The organism is Gemmatimonadota bacterium (assembly GCA_022560615.1).
Lineage (GTDB): Bacteria > Gemmatimonadota > Gemmatimonadetes > Longimicrobiales > Gaopeijiaceae > UBA1138.
Genome location: JADFSR010000001.1, coordinates 20,066 through 42,479 on the forward strand (window position 1 = coordinate 20,066; position 22,414 = coordinate 42,479).

18 protein-coding genes are annotated in these 22,414 nt (G+C 65.4%); 6 read left to right on the top strand and 12 right to left on the bottom strand.

The genetic code is table 11. The features are described from left to right. Window positions 1-13: 13 nt before the first annotated feature. Complete coding sequence (locus IIB36_00095) at window positions 14-1,312, bottom strand: hypothetical protein (GenBank protein MCH7530142.1); 1,299 nt, start codon at window positions 1,310-1,312, stop codon at window positions 14-16. Then, window positions 1,309-1,791 (bottom strand): flavin reductase family protein, encoded by a 483-nt coding sequence (locus IIB36_00100; protein ID MCH7530143.1) that lies wholly within the window; start codon window positions 1,789-1,791, stop codon window positions 1,309-1,311. The genes IIB36_00095 and IIB36_00100 overlap by 4 nt, the downstream gene beginning before the upstream one ends. A gap of 123 nt (window positions 1,792-1,914) precedes the next feature. On the opposite strand from IIB36_00100, the gene IIB36_00105 reads away from it, so the two are divergent. The 4 genes from IIB36_00105 (at window position 1,915) to IIB36_00120 (ending at window position 5,972) form a co-directional block, all read left to right on the top strand. Beyond that, window positions 1,915-2,925 (top strand): hypothetical protein, encoded by a 1,011-nt coding sequence (locus tag IIB36_00105; GenBank protein ID MCH7530144.1) that lies wholly within the window; start codon window positions 1,915-1,917, stop codon window positions 2,923-2,925. Further along, entirely contained in the window at window positions 2,925-3,815 is an 891-nt protein-coding gene (locus tag IIB36_00110; protein MCH7530145.1) for an ABC transporter substrate-binding protein, read from the top strand. The genes IIB36_00105 and IIB36_00110 overlap by 1 nt, the downstream gene beginning before the upstream one ends. Beyond that, entirely contained in the window at window positions 3,773-4,798 is a 1,026-nt protein-coding gene (locus IIB36_00115) for an iron ABC transporter permease (protein MCH7530146.1), read from the top strand. Before IIB36_00110 ends, IIB36_00115 begins: the two co-directional genes overlap by 43 nt. A gap of 385 nt (window positions 4,799-5,183) precedes the next feature. Then, window positions 5,184-5,972, top strand: a complete 789-nt coding sequence (locus IIB36_00120; GenBank protein ID MCH7530147.1) for a heme ABC transporter ATP-binding protein — start codon at window positions 5,184-5,186, stop codon at window positions 5,970-5,972. A 265-nt stretch (window positions 5,973-6,237) separates the two neighbouring features. On the opposite strand, the gene rsgA is transcribed toward IIB36_00120, so the two are convergent. After that, window positions 6,238-7,140: a ribosome small subunit-dependent GTPase A gene (rsgA, locus tag IIB36_00125; protein MCH7530148.1), complete on the bottom strand. Its 903-nt coding sequence runs from the start codon at window positions 7,138-7,140 to the stop codon at window positions 6,238-6,240. Window positions 7,141-7,231: 91 nt separating this feature from the next. Next, window positions 7,232-8,134 (bottom strand): RNA polymerase sigma factor RpoD/SigA, encoded by a 903-nt coding sequence (locus tag IIB36_00130; protein MCH7530149.1) that lies wholly within the window; start codon window positions 8,132-8,134, stop codon window positions 7,232-7,234. Between the two features lie 332 nt (window positions 8,135-8,466). On the opposite strand from IIB36_00130, the gene IIB36_00135 reads away from it, so the two are divergent. Then, window positions 8,467-9,243 (top strand): serine/threonine-protein phosphatase, encoded by a 777-nt coding sequence (locus IIB36_00135; protein ID MCH7530150.1) that lies wholly within the window; start codon window positions 8,467-8,469, stop codon window positions 9,241-9,243. 48 nt (window positions 9,244-9,291) lie between these two features. Here IIB36_00135 and IIB36_00140 read toward each other — a convergent pair whose 3' ends face one another. Next, entirely contained in the window at window positions 9,292-10,590 is a 1,299-nt protein-coding gene (locus tag IIB36_00140) for an HD domain-containing protein (protein MCH7530151.1), read from the bottom strand. Between the two features lie 134 nt (window positions 10,591-10,724). Here IIB36_00140 and IIB36_00145 point away from each other — a divergent pair, with 134 nt between their 5' ends. Then, window positions 10,725-11,813, top strand: coding sequence for a UvrB/UvrC motif-containing protein (locus tag IIB36_00145; protein MCH7530152.1), 1,089 nt, complete (start codon window positions 10,725-10,727; stop codon window positions 11,811-11,813). Window positions 11,814-11,945: 132 nt separating this feature from the next. Here the strand turns inward: IIB36_00145 and IIB36_00150 are convergent, their stop codons facing one another. The 7 genes from IIB36_00150 to IIB36_00180 form a co-directional block, all read right to left on the bottom strand. Continuing rightward, window positions 11,946-13,877, bottom strand: coding sequence for a protein kinase (locus IIB36_00150; GenBank protein ID MCH7530153.1), 1,932 nt, complete (start codon window positions 13,875-13,877; stop codon window positions 11,946-11,948). A gap of 3 nt (window positions 13,878-13,880) precedes the next feature. Continuing rightward, window positions 13,881-15,551, bottom strand: a complete 1,671-nt coding sequence (locus tag IIB36_00155; GenBank protein MCH7530154.1) for an amidohydrolase — start codon at window positions 15,549-15,551, stop codon at window positions 13,881-13,883. 108 nt (window positions 15,552-15,659) lie between these two features. Further along, on the bottom strand, window positions 15,660-17,081 hold the full coding sequence (locus tag IIB36_00160; protein ID MCH7530155.1) for a sodium/proline symporter: 1,422 nt from the start codon (window positions 17,079-17,081) through the stop codon (window positions 15,660-15,662). A 235-nt stretch (window positions 17,082-17,316) separates the two neighbouring features. Next, window positions 17,317-18,633: an aspartate aminotransferase family protein gene (locus IIB36_00165; GenBank protein MCH7530156.1), complete on the bottom strand. Its 1,317-nt coding sequence runs from the start codon at window positions 18,631-18,633 to the stop codon at window positions 17,317-17,319. A 32-nt stretch (window positions 18,634-18,665) separates the two neighbouring features. Next, entirely contained in the window at window positions 18,666-20,105 is a 1,440-nt protein-coding gene (locus IIB36_00170) for a CoA-acylating methylmalonate-semialdehyde dehydrogenase (protein ID MCH7530157.1), read from the bottom strand. Between the two features lie 49 nt (window positions 20,106-20,154). After that, on the bottom strand, window positions 20,155-21,750 hold the full coding sequence (locus IIB36_00175; GenBank protein MCH7530158.1) for a M20/M25/M40 family metallo-hydrolase: 1,596 nt from the start codon (window positions 21,748-21,750) through the stop codon (window positions 20,155-20,157). 104 nt (window positions 21,751-21,854) lie between these two features. Further along, on the bottom strand, window positions 21,855-22,319 hold the full coding sequence (locus IIB36_00180; GenBank protein ID MCH7530159.1) for an EVE domain-containing protein: 465 nt from the start codon (window positions 22,317-22,319) through the stop codon (window positions 21,855-21,857). Window positions 22,320-22,414: the final 95 nt, after the last annotated feature.

Genomic DNA, 22,414 nt, shown 5'->3' on the forward strand with positions numbered 1-22,414 from the left:
AGGTGCGCGACGATCACGTGATGGCAGCGCCCCCGTTCCGGGCTCGAAATCCCTCGATGAGATCGGTCGCACGGAGTACTGCTTCAGGTCCCGTTACGAGCAGTACCTCCTCCTCACCGCCCTCACGCGCGCGAACCAGCGTCACCGTCGACCAACCGTCGACCGCCTCGGTGGCAGGGACGAAGTGGGGTCCCCACACCAGCACTCCACCGGCCGAGACCCGCTGCCCCAACGCTGACTTCGCTCGGCGGGACAGCCCCCCGGCACCCCCCAACGACGCGAGTGCCGCACCGTCCACCACGACCAAGTCGTAGCCCCCCGAAAGTCCCTCGACGAGATCGTCGAGGTTGCCGACGGCGACCGACGAGCGCTCAGTGCGTCCCACGCCCAACCCGGTCTCGAAGTGCTCTCTCCCTAGCTCCACCACGGCGCCGACACGCTCGAGCACGTCGACTGATCCGGTCGGGTGTTCTAGCACGACCATGCGAGGCAGTGACGACGCACCCCCGCCCACCACCAGGACGCGCCAGGATGCCTCGAGTGGAGGCATGAGCCCGCGTCCCACCGCGATGTCCCACGGAACGACCGCGTTCTCGGCCGAGAGGCTGATCGCCCGCCGCACGTGCTCACCTTCGAGCAAGAAGCGCCACACGAGGCCATCCTCCGAGAGTCGCCGGTCCTCCACTCGCACCGGAAAGGCGTTGGCGGAGCGGTTCGCCTTTACTTCGATGTGGAGGCGAGCGCCCAGCACGACCCCGTACACCATGCCGGCCACGGAGAGCAGCGCGAGGCATCCGATGAGCAGGTAGGAAGGCACCGGCGACCTCGGAAGCATGAGCCCGGTGAGGGCGAAGCCGATCGCTGCGCCTATCGCGGCCGCGGCGCCCGGGCCCGCCCGGGGACCTCTGCCGTCGGTCATGGCGGCAGTGGTCATACCGCCGAGCACGGTCCCGCAGGCATACAACGGCAATGCGGCCATGATGGCGAGGCCGAATCCTTGACCGATGGCGGTATCCCCAAGCTCCCGAAGCACGCTCCACGACGTCCCATAAAACGCCGCCGCGAGGAACGAGACCAGACAGAGCACCCACCGGCGGCGTAGGCGGCTCACGAGATCCGGACCAGGACCGGGCGCGCTCCACAGACCGATCGCGAGCGCCGACGCTTCCACTACCAAGACGGTACTGAGCGACCGCATGAGGCCCGCCCCGGCGTACAACAGCACCCCGACGGCGATCTCGGCCGCGGTCGCGCACGCGACTCCCACGAGCAAGGGTGGCAGCCATTCGGCTCGGCGACTACGCGTACTCACGTCGCCACCTTGCCATAGCCGCTCCCGAAGAAGAGCAGTGCCCCACGGTCCGAGGAACCGGACGCGATAACGCGAGCCAGCACGATTGAGTGATCCCCACCCGGCATCACCCCGCTGGTCACGCACTCCAACCAAGCCGCGGCCCCATCGAGAACGGGGCTCCCGTCCGATGCCTTACGCCACGCAACCTCCTCGAAACGTGTCTCCGCCGGCTCCGCGGCGAACCGCCTGGCGACATCGGCCTGGTCCTCGGCCAACATGCTGACCGCGAACGTTTCGGCGGTGATCAGCTTGTCGTGCGAAGCTGCTCCTCTATCGATACAGACCAGGATGAGAGGGGGTTCGAGCGACACCGACGTGAATGAACTCACGGTAACGCCCCACATCGCGGACCCGTCCGCATGTGCGGAGACCACTGCTACCCCCGTCGGGAATCGGCCCATGACCTCCCTGAACTGAAGCGAATCCCGTTGGTTCATCAGTTGCCCTAGAACACTTCGCGGCGGCGAGCCAGAATGGCGCGCCACCGCGTTCTCAGCTTGCCCCCAGAGGGGTCCGCACTAGTTTTCGAGGCCCTGAGCCGTCCCTCCACCGAAGGCCCCATGCGTAGGAATTCCCTAGCGATTGCGGTGATCTTAACCGTGGCCTCGGGCTGCGACAACGTCAGCTGGGGTGGGGTCGATGTACGGTTGAAGCCCCCTCAGACGAAGGCCGAGCTGGCCGGGGAGGCGCCGGGTCGCGCTGCCTCCTTGACAGAGGAAGCGGATCTTCTCCCCGAGCTCCCGGATGGGCCCATCCTCCTCGCGGGCACGCGCAGTGGCTCCCAGGCGACCCTGACCGTGGTGGGCGAAATCCAAGGCGACGCATTCGGCGCCTTCACCAGCGACGAGGATGTCCCCGGATTCCGCGACCGTTTCACCGCCGAACTGCTCGCGCCCGGCTCCGAGTGGGTGCTCTTTGCGCAGGGTGTCAGAGTCGGCCGCCTGACAGCCACCGCGACGGGGCTCAATGAGGACTTCTGCGTACCGCGACCGACGATTTCCGGGACGGTCGAGCTGGTGCCGAACGCCATGAGCGCCGAGTTGCTGATGGCTCTGCCTGCGGATGTGGCGTCCGACCGGACATACGACCCCTATCGGGTCCACGCTGACGACCGCGATCAGCGGATCGCCTCCACGAGTCTCGCTTCGGCCGCGATCCCTCGCTTGGGTGCGGCATGGCCCCCTGACGGACTGCTCTCGGCACGTGCGGATATCCAGGCCTTTCAGATGGTCGGCGCGCCCGGAGAGGCGATCGCCGCGACCTTCATGTATCGGGACCAGCTCGGGATGTCCGCTCCAAGCGCTGGCGCGTACTCGCTGTTCTTGATGGGACGCGCGTCGGAGGGGGGGTACGAGCCCACTTACATGTGGTACCGTCCGGTCGACAGTGAGGGGAAGGGCGCACCGCGCTATTTCGATCACTTGGATTGGGACGGTGACGGCAACGAAGAGGTTTTGCTCGACGTCTTCGGTTCGGAGCGTCGCTGGTTCGCGGCGCTCGCCCAGCGGAGTGGAACCTGGGTCCGTACGTCCGAGGACTCCTGCTTGCGATCCGCCGCTGCGGGCGGCTGATGCCGCGCCACGCACCGAGCAAGTCTCTTCGCTTCTTCAACAGCCTTCTAATTGCGGTCAGCGTCCTCGCCGCCGCGTGCAGAGGCGAGACCTCTCCCGAGCAGAGCCTTCCTGAGGGCATCAGCGTCGTCGATGCGTCAGGGTCGAAACGCTTCTTTGCCGCGCCCGCTACCCGCGTGATTTCCTTGGTCCCGTCTGCCACCCAGACGCTGAGGGCCTTGGGGGTCGACTCACTGCTCGTCGGGCGCACCGATTTCGACGACCAGGAGTGGTTGGCGCACCTCCCATCCGTCGGCGGTGGTCTGAAGCCCAACCTCGAGGAGATCGTGGCGCTGAGCCCTGACCTGGTCATCCGCTTCCACGGCGAACAAGACTCGCGCACACCGGCACGGCTCGACGAGCTGGGTATCATGCACATCGCGGTCCGCCCGGACCGCCTTCAAGACGTGTACGCCGGTGTGATCCTTCTGGGTCGCGCAACCGGAGCCGACGCTGCCGCCGACTCGCTGGTCCGTGTGCTGGAGGCCGGTCTCGCCGAACTGTCGCAGCGGGTCGCGGAGCTTCCACGGCTACGCACGGTGTACGTGCTCGGCGGCACGCCCCCGTGGGTCGCGGGTCCGGACACCTACATCGACGAAATCATCCGACTCGTGGGCGGGGACAACGCCTTCGGGGATCTCCAATCGCTGTATTCCGCGGTGAGCCCCGAGGAGCTACGCGCGAGGGAGATCGATGTTGTCTTCGTGAGCGAGGCGTCCCAGTTCGATGCGACACTCACGCCGCAAGCGCGCATCGTCGAGATCGGTTCCGCTCTCGAGATTCCAGGTCCCCACGTGCTAGATGCCGCGTGGCGCGTCGCGGAGTTGCTGCACGGCACTTCCTTGCGATGAGCCGGATCACGCTGGCGACACTCCTCGGAGTGACGCTGCTGACCAGCGTTCTGGCCGGCATCCGCTTCGGTTCGGTGGAGCTGACCACCGCCGAGGTGCTCGCGGCCCTCACCACCGGGGACGTGGAGATGCATCGCGACATCGTGCTCCAACTCCGCCTTCCCCGAACACTACTCGGGGTGCTCGTCGGGGGAGGTCTTGCGCTTGCCGGGGCCACCTTCCAGGCACTGCTGCGCAATCCGTTGGCAGAACCATACATCCTCGGCATCTCCGGCGGTGCGTCGGTCGGTGCCGTTACGGTGCTCGCCTTGGGCTGGGCAGGACTCGGATCGTGGAGTCTGCCCCTGGCCGCCTTCGCGGGAGCGCTCCTGGCAATCGTGGTGGTATTCCGAGTGGCGACGGCCACCGGCCACGCGATGGACGTGCGCGTTTTGCTGCTCGCCGGCGTCGTAGTGGCGGCGTTCTTCTCCGCGTGCATAGCCTTCATACTCTCGGTGTCCTCGGCGCGCACGGTTCAGAGCGCGGTATTCTGGATGATGGGGAGCCTCGACGCGAGTTGGCAGAGCGTGCTGCTCGCGGCCGTGTACACGGTGCCAGCCGCAGTCGTCCTGATCGGACTCGCCCGCCCGCTGAATCTCATGGCGATCGGCGAGGAGACCGCCAACTACCTGGGGGCCGACGTCGAAGGGGTGAAACGCACCGCGCTCGTCATCGCCGCCTTGATCACCGCGGCCGGCGTCGCAGTGGCCGGCGTGATCGGCTTCGTCGGTCTCGTCGTCCCACACACCGTCCGCCTGCTCATCGGGTCGGATCACCGAGCGCTACTACCGCTCTCTTTCCTGGGTGGCGCCGCGTTTCTCACACTCGCTGACCTGATCGCGCGTTTGGCGCTCGCTCCGAGGGAAATCCCTATCGGTGTGATCACCGCCTTCGTGGGTGTCCCGATCTTCCTCGTGCTCCTGCGCCGGAGCGTAGAAGGCTGATGAAGAAGTACAGTGGGCCGCGCACATGGTGCTTGCGCGCGTTCAGGCAAGGAACGACGAGGAGTCGTAGCCGAGCGGGCACCGCCGCCGAAGGCGGTGGTCCGACGAGGAGAGACGCAGCATCAGCCGCGCGGGCACCGACGCGAAAGCGTTGGTCGCCATGTGCCCAACACCAGGATGAAAGGACACGCATGTCTGTGGGTTGCGGTGGCACGGCCCCATCTCCGTCGTTGGAGCGTCTCGGAGGAGCTACGGCTACGCCTTCGCCCCTCCGCGACCCGCGCCCTCGGCGCGGGTTCCCCTATGAGGCCGTGGCACCCGGGGACCCGTGCCTATGCACGGGTGGCGGCCCGCTGTACTTCTTCATCAGCCTTCTAGTCGCGACATGAGATTCGAGGCGAGGAACCTCGTAGTGCGGTATCCCGGCGCACAACGTCCAGCGCTAGACGGCATCTCGATGACCATTCCGGACGGATGCCTCTACGCCGTGTTGGGGCCCAACGGATCGGGCAAGTCAACGCTCATGCGGTCGATGATGGGTGTGCTCAAGCCGACCTCGGGCGGCACCTATATCGATGACCGCGAGGTGGGCACGTGGGACCGTCGTGAGCTGGCACGAGCGGTCGGCGCGGTCGCGCAGTCGGAAACTCTGTCGTTTCCGCTTACGGTCCGCGAGATGGTCGCCATGGGCCGCTATCCTCATCTTGGGCCTCTCTCCGGTGAAAGTGACGCCGACAGGGAGGCCGTGGCCGCAGCTCTAGCCGAGTGTGACGTCACTGAGTTCGTGAGCCGAGACGTGACCACGCTCTCAGGGGGAGAGCGCCAGCGCGTGCGGATCGCTCGAGCCCTCGCGCAACAGCCGCAGGCGCTCGTGCTCGACGAGCCGACCAAAAGCCTCGACATCCGTCACGAGATGGCGATCCTCGAGTTACTCCGACGCTCGGCGGACTCGGGACTCACCGTCGTCGTGGTTACGCACGGCCTCGATCTCGCCGCCCGGTTCGCCGACCGCCTGCTGTTGCTTTCGCAGGGGAGGGTCGCCGCCGAGGGCACGCCTGCCGAGGTCATGACCGAGCCGACGCTGGCCAGCGTCTATGCGTGGCCGGTATCGGTCACGACGGATCCCGTGTCGGGGACTCCGAGAGTCACCCCCCTGCGCCGCGGGCAGGCCTAGAAGGGTGATCGGAAAGGGGGGCGGGCCGCCACCCGTGCTGTCGCATGGGTCCCCGAGTGCCACGGCCCCAGAGGGCACCCGCGCGCAGCGTGGGTCGCGGAGGGGCGAAGGCGTAGCCGTAGCTCCTCTGAGACGCTCCAACGACGGAGATGGGGCCGTGCCACCCCAACCCACAGGGGCGTAAGATCATATCAACCATGATGTTGGGCCCACCCCCCTTTCCGATCACCCTTCTAGGGACCTCTGCGGAACAGGGCGCACTACCTCAGCGCGCTTCTTCTGCCTCGGCTCGCGCGGTCAGGTAGCTCCGGTACCGGGAGTCGAAGATCTCACCCGCTTCCAGCGCAGCCCTCACACCGCAGTCCGGCTCGTGTACGTGGGTGCATCCGCGAAACCGGCACAGCTCGGAGGGATCCGCGAACTCTGGGAAGCAGCCAGCGACCTCCTCCGGCGCAACGCCCCACAAAGCGACGTCTCCGAAACCAGGCGTATCCGCCACCAGCCCACCGCAAGCGAGCGGTATGATACGGGAGCTGACCGTCGTGTGCCGCCCGGTCCTGGTCTTCCGCGAAAGTTCGCCCGTTAGCAGCCCGAGCTCGGGATCGATCGCGTTGAGCAACGACGACTTCCCCACACCAGATGGTCCGATCAGGGTCGATGTGCCGTCGCACATCCGCCGACGTAGTAGCTCGAGTCCCTCGCCAGTCTCGGCACTGACGGGAAGCACCTCATAGCCTATGGCCCGGTACATCGGCGCGAACAGCGCTTCGACGTCGGGCGCGCCCAACGCATCGAGCTTGTTGATGACCAGGATCGCTAGCATCCCGCTCGCCTCGCCAAGCATCAGCAAGCGATCGATCAACTCGACCGTGGCGTCTGGATTCTTGGCCGCGACGACCATGAATGCCTTGTCCAGATTGGCCGCGAGCAGCTTCGGCGCCCGCCCGCCTCGCCCTCTGCGCACGAGCTCCGTCGAACGCTCCTCCACGCTCTCGATCGTCCACGCGTCACCTGACGTACGCACCGTCACTACGTCCCCGATGACGACGCGGCTCCCCGTGCGCTGTTGCCGCTTGAGCCGCCCGCGCAACGACGCTTCGACGTCTCGGTGGTCCTCCAATCGGATGCGGTACACACCTCCACCAGCCTCGTGTACCCTGCCCCTCACGCACGCAACTCCCAAATGCGCGAAGCCCGCCGCCGGAACGACTTCCAACGGGGGGCCACAGAGTCCGACCGAATCACGGCCGGCTCAATCATTACGCAGCGAAAGACTCCAGCGCAGTGCCCTTCTCGCCGTCGCGCAAACGTCGCAGCGCACGATCGCGCAGCTGCCGGATCCGCTCACGGGTCACGCCGAGCATGTTCCCGATCTCTTCGAGTGTATGCTCGCGCTCGCCCTCGAGACCGAAGTACAGGCGCAGGACCTTCGCGTCGCGTACCTCGAGCGTGGACAGAGCCTCAGTGATCATTTCGGTCAGCAAGCGGCTCTCGACCTCGACTTCGGGCTCCGCCGCCTCTTCGGTGATGAAGCGCTCAACGAGCTGTGAGTCCTCCGAGTCACCGATCGGCGCATCGAGACGGATCTCTGCGGCGTTCAGCGTCTGCAGGGACTCGACCAGCTCAGGCGTCAAGAATGTGGCCTCGGCCAACTCCTCTGTCGTCGGCTCGCGCCCCTTCTCCTGCTTCAGGCGCTCCTTCTCGCGAAAGATCCGAGCGAGGTCACTCGCCCGGTTGAGCGGAACACGAACCGCCCGACCGTGGTTGGCGAGAGACGCCAGGATGGCCTGACGAATCCACCAGACGGCATAACTGATGAACTTCACGCCCTGCTCGGGATCGAACTTCCGCGCAGCGGTAACGAGTCCGACGTTCCCCTCCTGGATCAGGTCCGTGAGAGAGACGCCGCGATTCTGATATTTCTTAGCAACACTGATCACGAAGCGTAGGTTCGCTCGCGCCAGCTCCTGGATCGCCTCCTGGTCGCCCTTCTGGGCCAGAGCGCCGAGCTCCTTCTCCTTGTCAGGAGTGATGAGCTCGTGGCGACTCACGTCTCGGAGGTACTGATCGAGGGCGCTCTGCTCCTCCACGCTCGCGTCGAAGCCCGAGAGAAGATTGCCCTTCCCCCGGCGCTTGCGCTTGCTGGTATCGGCAGCGGCCATCGTGTCTATTCTCCTTCAAGTCCTGGCTCACCGACCCTCGATACAGAGGGCCTGTGGGTAGAGGTCCAAAATTTCGTCGAATCTTCAGCCATTTAAGGTGCCCGCGGGAGCCCGGCCTGTCAACTAAACTCCAGCACTTCTGGTACGTCTGGGCTGGTCTCATAGTTCCCAGCGGAGGCGCTCCGGGGGATTCGCCCACTGGTAACCCAGTCCCGCGATGGGGTTCCTCGCGTTGGAGCTGCATTCCACGACCTGGTTGCCGCACGAGCGCCGGTGCTTCTACTTTGCCATTCCTGGAGCAGCCCCCTTCGCAGGTCACTTGAACGCTCTACGTGCCGAACACGACCACTTTTGTCGGCCTCAGCGATATCGGGCGGGTTCGCACGCGAAACGAGGACAGTCTCGCGTTGCTCCCGTCCGGCGGCATCGCCATCGTCGCGGACGGTATGGGTGGGCACCCGAGCGGTGATGTCGCAAGTCGGATCGCGGCTGACCAAACTGCGGAGATGCTGGAGGAGAGGCTCGGATCAGGCCCTCCCGTTCAGGGCCTGTCGGCAGGAATGCGTGCGACCATGCTGGAATCCGTCATGTCGGCTCACCAGGCGATCCGGAAGGCGTGCGCGCAGGACGAAGAGCTGGAAGGAATGGGCACGACCCTCACGGCGATGGCCCTCGATCTCGACAGGAAAGAGTACGTGCTCGGGCACGTGGGCGACTCGCGGGCCTATTGTCTCAGGGCTGGCGCGCTCGTCCAGCTTACACAGGACGACACTTGGGTCCAGGCGCGAGTCGATGCGAAAGAGCTGACACCGGAGCAGGCGAGGCGTCACCCCTTCGGCCACATCCTCACGCAGTGCGTCGGGCTGGAAGATCCGCCGGTACCCCATGTGCAAGATGGAACCGCGGTAGTCGGGGACGTATATCTGCTCTGTTCAGACGGGCTCGTCGGCATGCTCGAGGACGAGGACATCGAGCGCATACTTCGGGAGCAGTTGGGCGTCGCTCCGGATCTCGAGGTCCTCGAGGTCGCGGCCCAAGCGCTTGTGGCCGCGGCGAATGAAGCGGGTGGGCACGACAACATCACGGTCGCACTAGTTCTGGTAGGGTGATCGTTCTGGTAGGGTGATCGGCGAGTCAGCGACTGCCGAACTCCAAGTCTAGACGCTGCCGACGGGACGCGTGATCCGCTCCAGCACCTGCTCGGCCGGGATCTCCCGCCGCTCGAAGGTGAAGACCCTCAGCACTCGGGCGGTCGCGTACAGCTGCTGCGCGAGTCTCGGCAGGTCCAGCAGGCCCGGAAGCCCCGCCAACCCGAGACGGCTTATCTCGCCACCACGCCGCTCCACGAGGACGTCGAGCTGGAACATCTCGGGCTTCGCTGGGAAGTCGATGACGACTTCACCCGATTCGAGTCCGAGTTCCGCGGCGAGGTCGTCCTCGACCACCCGTTTCCACGGGGAGTCACCGACGGCCCAATCCTCTACCTGCCGTCCGGCGAGGTCCGCGGCAGTGAGTTCGAGCGCCCGCTTCGGGAGACGGCGCTGCCTCAGGGCCGGCAACCACCGAGTCGCAATTCTTTCCGCTATCTCTCCGTCGTCCTCCTGTGAGCGCCGGCTGATCTCGTACAGCAACTCTTCGTCGGTCGGACCGATCAGCTCTTCCGGATCGAGAAGACCCGCCCGGACGGACTCCTCCACGATGCGCTTGTACAAAGCGGTGGCGGCGCGCACTCCGTGGTGCCAATAGACGTTCCTGAACATCTGGTACTTGGCGAACAGCAGCGACTCGAGCGCGGCGATCGCCTTCTCGTGCACACCGACCTCGAACGCTCCGGTCTCCGGATCCGCGAGCAGCGCGAGGCCCTGGATCAGCCGCCACACATCAACCTCACCGTAGGGCACTCCGCAAAAGTGAGCGTCGCGGCGCAGGTACTCCATCTTGTCGAGATCGAGACCGCCGCTCACGAGCCCTCGAAGCGGGAGCTGGCTCTCACCCGAGATGAGCTCGTGGATCCGATCCGGAGCTGTGAGGCCAAGAGGTGCGAGCGCGTCACGCAACGCTGGCGAGGAGAAGAACCGCCGGCTCACCTCCTCGTGATGCATCGGCAGCTGTTCGGCCTCCAACTCCTCCAGCGCGTGAGAGAACGGGTAGTGTCCGATGTCGTGCAGCAGGCCTGCATAAGGCACCAGCTCCTCGCCTTCCCATGCCTCCGAGGCGACACCGCCCCGATCTCGCAAGTGGCGCAACGCCGTGATCGTCAGATGATAGACACCCAGTGCATGATCGAAGCGCGTGTGCGTGGCACCGGGATAGACGAGGTGCGCGAGCCCGAGCTGACGGATGTACCTCAGTCTCTGGAACTCGGGGGTATCCACGATCCCCACGGCTGTGGGATCGAGCCGGATCGTGTTCCAGAGAGGATCCCTGATCGTTTTTCCGGGGACCGTAGTGCTCATGGGGTAAGTATCGAGATGACGCAGAGAGTCGCGAATGGGCGAACGGGACACTGTTGGCGGCGCAGGGCCACCGTCTCTAGTTTCCCGAAGAAAGAACGAAAGCGCCACCCCACGCCGCTAGAACGACGCACCGCATGCGCCCCAACCCGACGCTTCGCGAACACATCCGAGCCCAGGCGGAAAACCGCCCGGGCGTGTATCGCATGTACGGTCCAGGGGATGAGTTGCTGTATGTCGGAAAGTCGGTGCACCTGCGCACCCGGCTTCTATCCTACTTCCGGGCTTCCAAGGGCGAGAAGGCATGGGAGCTCATCAGCGAAGCCGGGCGGGTCTCTTGGGAGTACGTCCCCAACGAATTCGCGGCGCTCATCCACGAGATGAAGCTGATCCAGAAGTGGCAGCCGCGCTTCAACGTCCAACACAAGCGCAAGCGCATCTACGCGTTCGTGAAGGTCACGCGTGAGCAGGCTCCAAGAATGTTGCCGGTTACGCGCATCGCCGAAGACGGCGCGACGTACTATGGTCCGTTCCCCAGGGTCGGCGCCCTCGCCCGCACGATCCGCGAGCTCGCTCACGTGCTCCGGCTCCGCGACTGCCCGTCGACGACCCCGGTCTTCTTCGACGATCAACTCGAGATCTTCTCAGGCGGGCGTATGCCACGCTGCATCCGGGCGGACCTCGACAGCTGCCTGGCGCCGTGTTGTGGGCGCCCCACAGCGGCCGAGTACCGGCAAGCCGTCGACGTCGCGCGTCGATTCCTCGAGGGTCGCGCCGAGCAGCCGCTTCGAGAGTTGGAGCAGCAGATGGGCGCAGCCGCGGCTCGCATGGACTTCGAGTACGCGGCGCTACTGCGGGATCGCCTCGAGCGGCTCAGGCACTTCCGGGACGAGCTGCTCGCTTTTCGAGGACGCGTCGAGGACCTGACGTTCACCTATCGCGTCCCGGGCTTCCGTGGAGACGACCGCATCTACCTGATGAGGCGCGGCCGGATTCGCAAGGATCTCCCCTATCCCAAAGGAGCGCGTGCACGGGAGCGGCTCGCGCGCCAGATCGAAGAGGTCTACGGCGAGACCGATCCAGGGCTCTCCGGACTCGAGCCCGAGGAAGCCGCCGAGATCCTGCTCGTCGCTCGGTGGTTCCGCATGAACCCGCGTGAACGCCAGCGGACGATGACCCCAGAGGAGTGGCTGAGGGGCAAGACACTGTCATCTAGCGTCGCCTGAGCGGCACCCGCGCAACCCTTCCTGCTCGGATTGTGTGGCCAGAGCGCGCGCACCCATACCTGCCCCTTCATCCGCTCGTCAGTTCACCACATCATATTCGAGTAACACGGTCGACCAGACCGGCACGCAATCTCACTCGTCGACGATCGTGAACGTGCCGGTCGCTCGCCGTTGAGCGAGCAGACGTTCCACCTCGCGATGCCCCTCGAGAAGGCTCTCCAGGTCAGACGAGATTTCCTTGGCCGCCTTCAACTCCATGGTCACGCTCTGGAGCACGCTCTCGCCGGCATGCATGCGCAGGAGACCGACCCGGATCGTCTCGAGCGCCTTGACAGCCTCCCGCAGCCGCGATGCGGCCTCGTCCCGCGTCGCAGTCACGTCGGCCCGGACCTTCGCCCGGGCGTCCTGCCCAGGCGCCGCGGGGTCGTCGCCCAGCTCGGCGAGCACACCGTTGAGCTCAGCGACCTGCCCACGAAGAGACCGCGCATCGGCTTCCAATCCGCGAACGGTGTCCGGTAGGCCTGACAGGGACCGGCGCGTCTCCTTCGGAAGCTCCTCGTACAGCCGGTCGGCGGCCAGTCCGATCGCCATCTCGGTGGGGCGGTATGTGCTGGCGCCCAGGGCAACTCGCCCCTTGAGGCGGAACCCGCCGAGCTTGAAGACCCAATCTCCGAGCCGACCGCGCAAGAGCTTGAGCAATCGCTCCCCAGCGATGTCCGCCCGACGCCTCGTTCGGGAAACATGAAGCGCGCCCACACCGAGCCCCGTCACCAACGCCAGGCTAGGGATGGTCCAGAGAGAGCTGGAGGCGCCGGAAGAGAGCCATAGCGGCACTGCGGTGAGCGCCGCGACGCCGAACCCTCCCAGCGAAACCCACTTCAACAGGACGTCGACCCCGGTCGTCCTCAGACCGACTTCGAATTGGAACTCCTCGTTGCGTTGCATCACGTCTTGCTCGAGAGCGATGCGTGCGTCTTCCACCGTATGGCCCGCCCTGAGCAACTTTCTAGCATGGTAGGCCAGCAGCCCTGGCCCGCCCAGGCCGAAGAGAGCCGCCAAGGCTGCCACGAGGGCCACGACCACAACCGAGCTTCCCTCGACGATCCCTTCGACCAGGCTGGGGAGAAGGAAGACAAGCGCGAAAATCGCGAGCCCCGAGAAAGACTTAGTCATCTCCCGCAAATGCTTGATGAAGACCCTCAACGGCACCGGTAACGGGCGATCGATCGCGGCCTCCTGCGCCAGAGCATCCGCGATCGCTCCTCCGTCAGGAAACCGAGTGTCCGGGTCCTTACGCAAGCAGCGGTCGATCGTGCGTGCCAGCGACGCCGACAGCTGTGGCGCCCGCGAGGCCACCGGAGGGGGCGTTTCGGCTAGGTGCATGCCCAATACCGCCGCCGCGGTGCTCGCCTCGAACGGCACCCTACCCGAGACCGCGTAGAAGCCCACGACACCCAGTGAGTAGAGATCACTGCGCCCGTCGACGGAGGCACCCTTCGCCTGCTCCGGACTCATGAACTCGGCCGTCCCCAGGACGCGGTCGGTGTCCTCTCGTTCCGTCTCCGCACTCACCTGCGCGATCCCGAAGTCGGTGACGAGCGCGCGACCGGTGCCGACTTCGAGCAGAATGTTGTCGGGCTTCACATCTCGGTGCACGACGCCCTGCAGATGCGCGTACGCGAGCGCCCAAGCGACCTCGCGCATGAGCCGTGTCGCCTCGGCGTCGCTCAGGGGCCCGCGGGAGCGGACGCGCTCCCCGAGCGTCTCGCCCTCCACCAACGCCATCACGAAGAAGACGAATTCGTCGACTTGGTCCACCGCGAAGATCGGTACGATATTCGGATGCGAGAGCTTCGCGGCTGTGCGTGCCTCGAGCAGGAAGCGGTCTCGTACGTCCTCCTGCGCTGCCATCTCCGGCGGCAGCAGCTTCAGTGCCACCGGTCGATCCAATGCCACCTCGTGCGCGAGGTAGACGATGCCCATTCCCCCGCGGCCCAACACGCGTTCTAGGGAATACCGTCCGGCGAGCGCCGTCTGGAGGGCGACGAAGTGGGGGTCCTCCAAGCCCTACGCCTCATGCACAGTCGTGCCGCCCACCACCGTGCGAACGACCTGGATCTCCTTGATACGATCGGGATCCACATCGTGCGGATCCTCGGCCAGGACCACGAAGTCGCCGAGCTTACCCGCCGTGATCGTGCCCTTCTCGCCCTCGTCGAAGGACGCGAAGGCGCCGTTCACGGTGCACACGTTGATCGCCTGATCCACCGTGATGCGCTGGCTCGGGCCCCACACGCGCCCAGAGAAGTCCTTCCGGGTCACCATCGACTGGATCGCCATCAGGGGCTCATAGGGACCCGGGCTGTGGTCGGACGCCGGGGCGACCGGGATCCCGTAGTCGAGGAACGACTTGTGGGCGAACATCCACTCCATCTTCTCCTCACCGTACTCGATCCACTTCTCGCCATGATAGTGCACATACGTGTAGAACGGAGCGGGGATGAAGCCGCCGTCCGCGATCCTCTGTAACAGTGACGGATTGACGAGCGAGCAGTGCTCGATGCGATGGCGAGCGTCTGCTCGGGGCCACTCGCGCTGCACGCGCTCGTACGCGTTCAATACCATGTCGATGGTCACGTCGCCGTTCGCGTGGATTGCGACCTGCCAGCCGGAGCGGTGCCCTTCCTCGACCGCCTCGTGCACCTCTTCCTGCGTCATGGTCAGGATGCCGTAGTCGTCAGGCCGCCCAGCGTAGGGCGTGCTCATCGCCATGGTGCGCTCCGACGCCGACCCGTCCGCGGCGAACTTCACTGGGCCGACCTTCAACCATTCGTCGCCGAAGCCCGTGCGGATTCCAGCGCGGTTCAGCGACGGGAACGTGCCGCCTCGTGCCATGGCGTAGACGCGAAACGTGAGATCACCCGCCTCGCGGGCATCCTGGTACGCCGTGAAGGCCGTAGAGCTCGTGCCCGCCTGATGCACGGAGGTCAGACCGTGGGCGTTCATCTGCCTGCAAATGAGCGCGACCCCAGCGGCCCGCTCCTCTCGCGTCGACGTCGACGAGACGTTGAAGACACCGCGCGCGCGCTCTGCGACCTTTCCCGTCAGCTCGCCGTCTTCCCGATAGAAACGCCCGCCGAACGGGTCTGGCGTATCGACCGTCACACCTGCCGTTGCGAAGGCCCTCGAGTTGTAGACTCCTGTGTGACCACCCCGGTGCCCGACGACGATGGGGTGTTCCGTGCTCACCGCGTCGAGGTCGAGACGATTCACGGGGCGACCCTCTTCCTGCTTGGTGTCATCGTACATGTAACCGACGATCCACTCTCCCGGCGGCGTCTCGGCGGCTCGAGCCCGGAGCGCCTCCTGCATGCGGGCGATGCTGCCCAGGTTCGTGTCGACGTTCTTCAAGGCGTTGAGCCCCGCGCCGGATGGATGCGAGTGGGCGTCGATGAAGCCCGGAAGCACGGTGGCGCCGGCGGCGTCGATGACCTCGGTGCCGCTCGCGATGAGGTTCTGGACGTCGTCGTTCGTACCGACCGCGACGAATCGACCGTCCTTGATCGCGAATGCCTCCGCGGTCGGTTGAGCAGCGTCCTGGGTAAGCACGTTGCCGTTCACTACGACCACGTCGGGCGCGAGCCCGCTTTCATCCGCTCCCGAAGCGCAACCCGAGGCCAATCCGGCGGCCGCGACGGTGCCGAGTCCAAGGAAGTTTTTCCGGCTGATCTCGCTCATTTTCACCCCCTGGGACCTCGGGAACGCGACGTACGCGGACCGTACGGCATCATCGTACGGGGCTTTCAAGGATGCGGCCAGCGGGGAGCTAGCCGCAGCTCCATTCGGTCAGAATACGGGCCCAACCGCCTGGTGCACCGACTCCAATTCCGCGACCGCTTCTGCATTCGGCTCCGTCATCAGGCTCACGCCGATCGTGCACGCGAATCCGGCCACGAAGCCCGGGATCATTTCGTACAAGTCGTAGAAGCGCTCTTTGAACCAAATGACCCAAACGACGGTGACGACGAAGCCGCCGATCATGCCGGCGACCGCGCCGGCTTTCGTCGTGCGCTTCCAGAAAAGCGAGCAGAGAATGACAGGCGTGAACGCGCTCGCAATGCCCGACCAGGCGAAGAGCACGAAGTAGAAGATCATCCGCACCTCGCGGAGCGCGACCGCGAGCCCGGCCACGCCGATGACGACGGTGACCGCCTTGCCCAGCGTCGAAAGCCTCCGCTCGCTCCAGCTGGATCCGAGCGCTTTCTGGACCACGTCCCGGACGACTACCGAAGACGCCAGGATGAGCAGCGAGTCGACGGTCGACATGATCGCGGCGAGCACGACCACCAGAAAGACTCCCGTGAAAAATGCCGGGAACAGTGCGGTGCTCATCTTTGGTAAGATCGTCTCGGTCTCGAGGCCGACGAGGCCCGGAAAGAGCGTGCGGCCTGCCATTCCCGCGAACACCGCACCGATGTCGAATCCGATGATACACAGCACCGCCCACTTGCCGCCGTCGACGATCTGCTTCTGATCTCGCGCAGCCATGAAGCGCATGAGCAGTTGGGGTGAGCCCAGGAACGCGAGCCCGATGGCGACGAACCCGATCGCGCTCGCGATCCCCGCGGGCCCGAGCCCGAACTCACCCATCGGTCGCAGAAGCGCGGGATCGGCGGCCCCGAGCGCTGAGAACATTTCACTCAATCCGCCCGCCGCGATGACGCCGACGATCGGCAGCATGATCAGGCAGCCGAGCATGAGTACGCCCTGCACGAAATCAGAGTACGCGACCGCCTTGAAGCCGCCGACCGTCGTGTAGAAGAGCACGATGCCGAGTCCGATCCACACGCCCTGCGTGTATCCGGTGCCCAGGAACGAGTCGAACGCCCTCCCCGACGCGGTGAGCTGGGCTGCTGTGTAAGCCATGACCATGCTCAGCACGATGACGGCCGACAGCCACCGGAAGACATGGCTCGTATCTCGGAACCGGTCGGTCAGATAATCGGGAACCGTGATGGAATCGAAGCGGTCGGTATACTCCTTGAACGGTCGTGCTACGAAGATCCACGCCGCGGCGACGCCCAGGACCTCACCGAGGATGACCCAGAATGCGTGCACCCCGATCGCATAGCCCATCCCGGTAAGCCCGAGCAAGAGCCAAGCGCTCTCTCCGGTGGCGTTCGAGCTGAACGCGATCACCCATGAGGGCAATCGCTTCCCTGCGACGTAATAGCCCTTGAGGTCGCCGGACTCCCGGCTCGCCCACAAGCCGATTCCGAGCAGAACGAGCAGGTAGCCGACCAGGACTCCGACGACGGTAGGGGACGTCAGGTGACACCCCCAGCGTCGTCCTGAGCAGCTCCGGCACTATTCATCGCGTGCGGCTGAATGGCGCTTCTGTGCCCTCAGGAAAGCGACTTCGAGGCCGAGGCCGAGGCCGACTGAAACCAGAAGGAGAATCCAGGCGTCCAGGGGCATTCCGAGAATTGGCATGGCGTGGGCTTCAGCCCACCCTGTCGCACGCCGCGCCGAGCTTCTGCACACCCTCGGCGATGTCCTCTTCGCTGATCAGCATCGATGGCCCGATTCGAAGAACCGTACCGTGCAGCCCACCCTGCCCGATCAGCACGCCCTCGTCCCGCGTGGCTTCGACCAGCTTCGAAGTCCGCTCGACATCTGGCTCCTTCGTGGTCGGGTCCTTCACGATCTCCACCGCCTGCATGAGGCCCATGCCCCGTACGTCCCCGATCCAGGCGTGGCGGCTCTGGATCTGCTCGAGACCGGCCCGCAGCTGAGCACCGCGCGCCTCGCAATTGGCAGGCGCGTTCTCCTCGCGCAACACGTCCTGCGTCGCACACAGGGCCGCCATCGAGACTGGCGTGCCCCCGAAGGTCGAGATCGTCTTGCCTTTCCACCCGTGCGCGATTTCGTCCGTCGTGATCGTGGCACCGACGGGAGCACCGTTCGCGATGCCCTTCGCCATGACCATGATGTCGGGCTCGACACCCCAGTGATCGATGCCGAACCAGTGCGTTCCGCAACGACCGAAGCCGGTCTGCACCTCGTCGATGATGAGCAGGCCACCGTAACTGCGGATAACCTCGGCCGCCTTCTGGAAGTAGCCCGGGGGAGGCACGACATAGCCCGCCACGCCCTGGATCGTCTCAGCGATGAAGGCGGCTGGACGGCCGTTGGTTGTGGTGTAGATCACCTCCTCGAGGTCGTCCACAAACTTGTCTACGCAGCTGTCGTCGCAAGGCTGCTTGAACGGACAGCGGTACGCGTTCGGAGACATCGCGTGCTTGATTCCCGCCACCGGGGTGGCGAGTGGCCGCCACCCGGAATGCGCGGTGACACTGGTGGCCAGGAAGGAGCGGCCATGATAGCCGACCCGGAGTGCGATGATCTCGGTCCTTCCCGTGGCGAGGCACGCCATCATGAGCGCGGTCTCGATCGCCTCGGTGCCCGAGTTGCTGAAGAACGTGCGCTTGAGCGCCCCCGGAGCGATGTCGGCAATGCGCCTCGCCGCCTCCACCTGCGGCTCGTTCGCGTAGAGCGTCGAGATATGCCCGAGCCGGTTCATCTGCGACGTCATCGCCTCGACGACACGCGGGTGGCAATGGCCTACCGACGTGGTGAGGATGCCGCTGAACAGGTCGAGGTATTCCCGACCATCCGCGTCACGGACCCGGACTCCCTCACCTTCGACGAGCGCGAGCGGCTCCGAGTACATGTGCAGCAGCGAAGGCAGAAGGTACTCCCGCTGTCCCTTTACGATCTCGGCGCTCGTGGCGCCCGCGCTCACCGTCGAAACAGTCATGGTATGTCACCCGCCCTGGGATTCGGAGTCGCTCACCAGCGTGAGATGACGACCCGCTGATCGGTGTAGAAGGAGATGCCGTCGCGGCCCTGTGCCTTCAGGTCCCCGTAGAACGAGCCCTTCGAGCCGCCGAATGGGAAGAACGCCATCGGGGCGACGACGCCGATGTTCACGCCGATCATGCTGATGCCGGCCTGATACCGGAAGTCGCGCGCCGCCTTGCCGCTCGTGGTGAAGATCGAACACGCGTTGCCGTAACGGCTGGCGTGCATCATGCGGACCGCCTCATCGACGTCCTTGGCGCGGTTGATGCCCGCGACCGGTCCGAAGACCTCCTCGGTCGCGATGGAGATGTCCGGCGGCACGTCTTCGAAGACCGTAGCCCCTACCCAGAAGCCGCCTTCGAGTCCCTCGACGGTCGCGCCGCGCCCGTCCAGCGAGAGTTTGGCCCCGTCGGATCGGCCCTGATCGATGAAGGCGTTCACCCGATCACGGTGCGCGGCCGAGATCACCGGACCCATGTCGGTCCCGGCCTCCAGCCCGTCCCCGAGCCGAATGGACGCGGCCGAATCGAGCATACGGTCTCTGATCTGTGCGTGCGCGTCGCCGACTCCCACGATCACGCTACCGGCGAGGCAGCGTTGCCCGGTCGAGCCGAAGACCGAAGCGGAGCACGCTTCGTGGGCGGCGTCCATGTCCGCGTCGGGAAGCACGATCATGTAGTTCTTCGCTCCGCCGAGCGCCTGCACCCGCTTGCCGGACGCCGACGCGCGTGCATGCACGATCTTCGCGACATCGCTCGAGCCCACGAAGGACACGCCGACGATGTCCGGGTGGTCGCACATCGCCTCGACCGTCTCCCTCGCCCCGTGCACGACGTTGAGCACCCCGGGCGGGAGGCCGGCCTGCTCGACGAGCTCGACGATCTTCTGGTGCGTGAGCGGATCCTGCTCGCTCGGCTTGAGCACGACACTGTTCCCGGTCGCGACCGCATACGGCCAGAACCAGAGTGGGATCATGACCGGGAAGTTGTACGGCGTGATGATGCCGAACACTCCCAACGGCTGGCGCCAAGACGCGCTGTCGATTCCGACGGCGATCTGCTCTACGGTATCGCCCATCATGAGCGTCGGGATGCCACACGCGTGCTCGACGTTCTCAATGCCACGCTGGATCTCACCCCGTGTTTCGGGCAGCACCTTGCCGTGCTCGGTCACCAGCAGACGTGCGAGCTCCTCTTTGTGCTCCTCCAGCAGGGTCTTGAGCCGGAAGAGCACCCGTGCGCGCTCAGGCGCCGGGGTGTCGCGCCATGCCGGGTAGGCGGCCTTAGCTGCCTGCACCGCCGCATCTATGTCGGTCGCGGTCGAGAGTGGGACCCGTCCAATCTCTTCACCCGACGCGGGGTTCGTCACGGCCAACGAGTCGGTGGCAGAGGCGTCGCGCCACTCGCCACCTACGTAGTTCTTAATCATCGAATTCGGTGCTCTTAGCAGTCCGTAAAGGACGCAACGCGATCCGGCGCTACATGCGCGGGCTGTCGCCTGAAGCGCGCACCGCCGGGGAACACGTGGGCCATTGACCCGGACCCCCACCCCGACCGGTGATCACCGTACGGCGTTCGCGGCTCACGCGCTCGGGATCCTCGGAAGCCAGGTAGACCAGTGACGCCGCAAGCACCGCGTTGTTCTTCAGATCGTCCAGGACGAGCTTGTCGAACGTGTCGCGATGGGTGTGCCAGGTGTGCGAGGTGTAGTCCCAGGAAAGCGCGCCGAGGTTGAAAGCCGGCGCCCCATGACACACGAACGACGCATAGTCGGAGCCGCCGCCGCCCGGATTCCCGGGAAGTCGAAGATCGATGCCACCCGATACCTCGGACGGCACCTGCGATAGCCAGCGAGCGAGCGAACCCACCGCCTTCGTGAAGCCCTGCGCGCCCATGTTCACGACGCGGCCCGTGCCGTTGTCCTGATTGAAGAGCGCCTGCAGCCCCTCGACCACCTCGGGATGGTCTTCGGTGAACGCGCGTGATCCGTTGAGGCCCTGCTCCTCGCCGCTCCACAGACCGACAAGGATCGTACGCTTCGGGTTCGGATACACTTCCTTCAGAATCCTCATCGCCTCCATCATGAGCAGCGATCCGGAACCGTTGTCGGTCGCGCCGGAGCCACTCTCCCACGAGTCGAAGTGCGCGGAGAGCATCACATACTCGTTCGGCAGCTCCGTCCCGGGAATCGTGGCGAACACGTTGTAGACCGGTACCTCGCCCCGGTTCTCGGCCTCCGCGGTTACGCGCAGAATCGGGTGCCGTCCTTCCTTCGCGAGCCGGTGGACCAGACCGTAGTCCTCACAGCCCAACTCGAACGTGGGCGTCTCGCGGTTGTACGCGTTGAAGACGCGCGTCGTCCCGTACGAGCCCGGCCACTGAGATGTGATGATGCCCGCAGCGCCGGCACCTTCGAGGGCGGAGTGAAGGTCGCGCCTGCGACCGTCGGTCGAGCCCGTGGCACTCAGGCTCGCATTCCATGCCTGCCGACCCTGTTGCCGGGCCTGCGACATGCTCTGCACGGACGCGCGTGTTCCGAACTCGGCCCACTGCTCGTCCGCACGGCACGTCGGCTCGGGGAACGACAGCATCACCCACTTGCCGCTCACCGTGCCCAGGAAGGACTCCCAGTCCGCGGGCGAGTCGATCGTCGGCAGGTACGTGACCTCTCCATCGACCGGCTCTCCACCCGTACCAGGACTCCACGCCAGAATGCGCCCCTCCAGCGAGCGAACGCGCGGCTCGATCAGGTCGATGTGGCTCACTCCTCGGTCCCAACCCTCCCAGGTGCCGTACTGCTCCGTCCATGCTTCGATGCCCCAGCTCTGGAAGGTCTTCACCGCCCAGTCCTGCGCGCGCTCCATACCGGGCGACGCGGTCAGTCGCGGGCCGATCGAGTCGAGTAGTGCTGTCCCGAGCTGTTCGAAGTGTGAGTTGTCCATCGCCTGATCCCAGATCTGCCGGAGCACGGGATCGTCCGTCGCCAACCGCTGCGCATCCACTGCGCCTGGCGTCGCGGCCAGCGACGCGGCCAGAGCCACGAGAATGGGAATCGAACGAAGGTTGCTGCGCATGGGTCTTCACCTGGATGGGGTTTACGATTTGATGTCGGTCAGCGTTTCCCTCGCCCCCTGTCCGCGAATGATGGTGCTGTGTCCGACCTCCACACCCGCGGACCTCACCCCTTGTAGCCTGCCACTTTCTTCACGTGAGTGAACTCCTTCTTCGTCACCGCTTGCACGGAGAGACGCCCGTACCGGATGAGCTCCATCTCCGCGAGCGCAGGATCCGCCTTGAGTTCCGGGAGACCGACGAACTCGTCGAACTTTGCGACGAACTCGACATCGACCATCCACCAACGCGGGTTGTCCGAGTCCGACTTGGCGTCGAAGTACTTCGACTTCCGGTCGAAGGCGTAGTGGTCCGGATACGCCTCCTTGCAGACACGCGCAAGGCCGACCACAGCAGGGGGCTTGTCGTTGGAGTGGTAGTACAACACTTCGTCCCCCACGCTCATATCCCGCATGTTGTTACGCGCCCTGTAGTTGCGTACGCCTTCCCAGCAGGTCGATCCGTCCTTTTCCAGGTCGTCGATGGAGTAGACGTAGGGCTCCGACTTCATGAGCCAATATTGCTTAGCCATACGCGGCGTCGCTGTCTGATCGAGGGACGGTCTGATCGAGGGACGGAAGGGGTTTTATAATGGGGGCCGGCCCGCTTCGGGTCGAGCCACCGGCG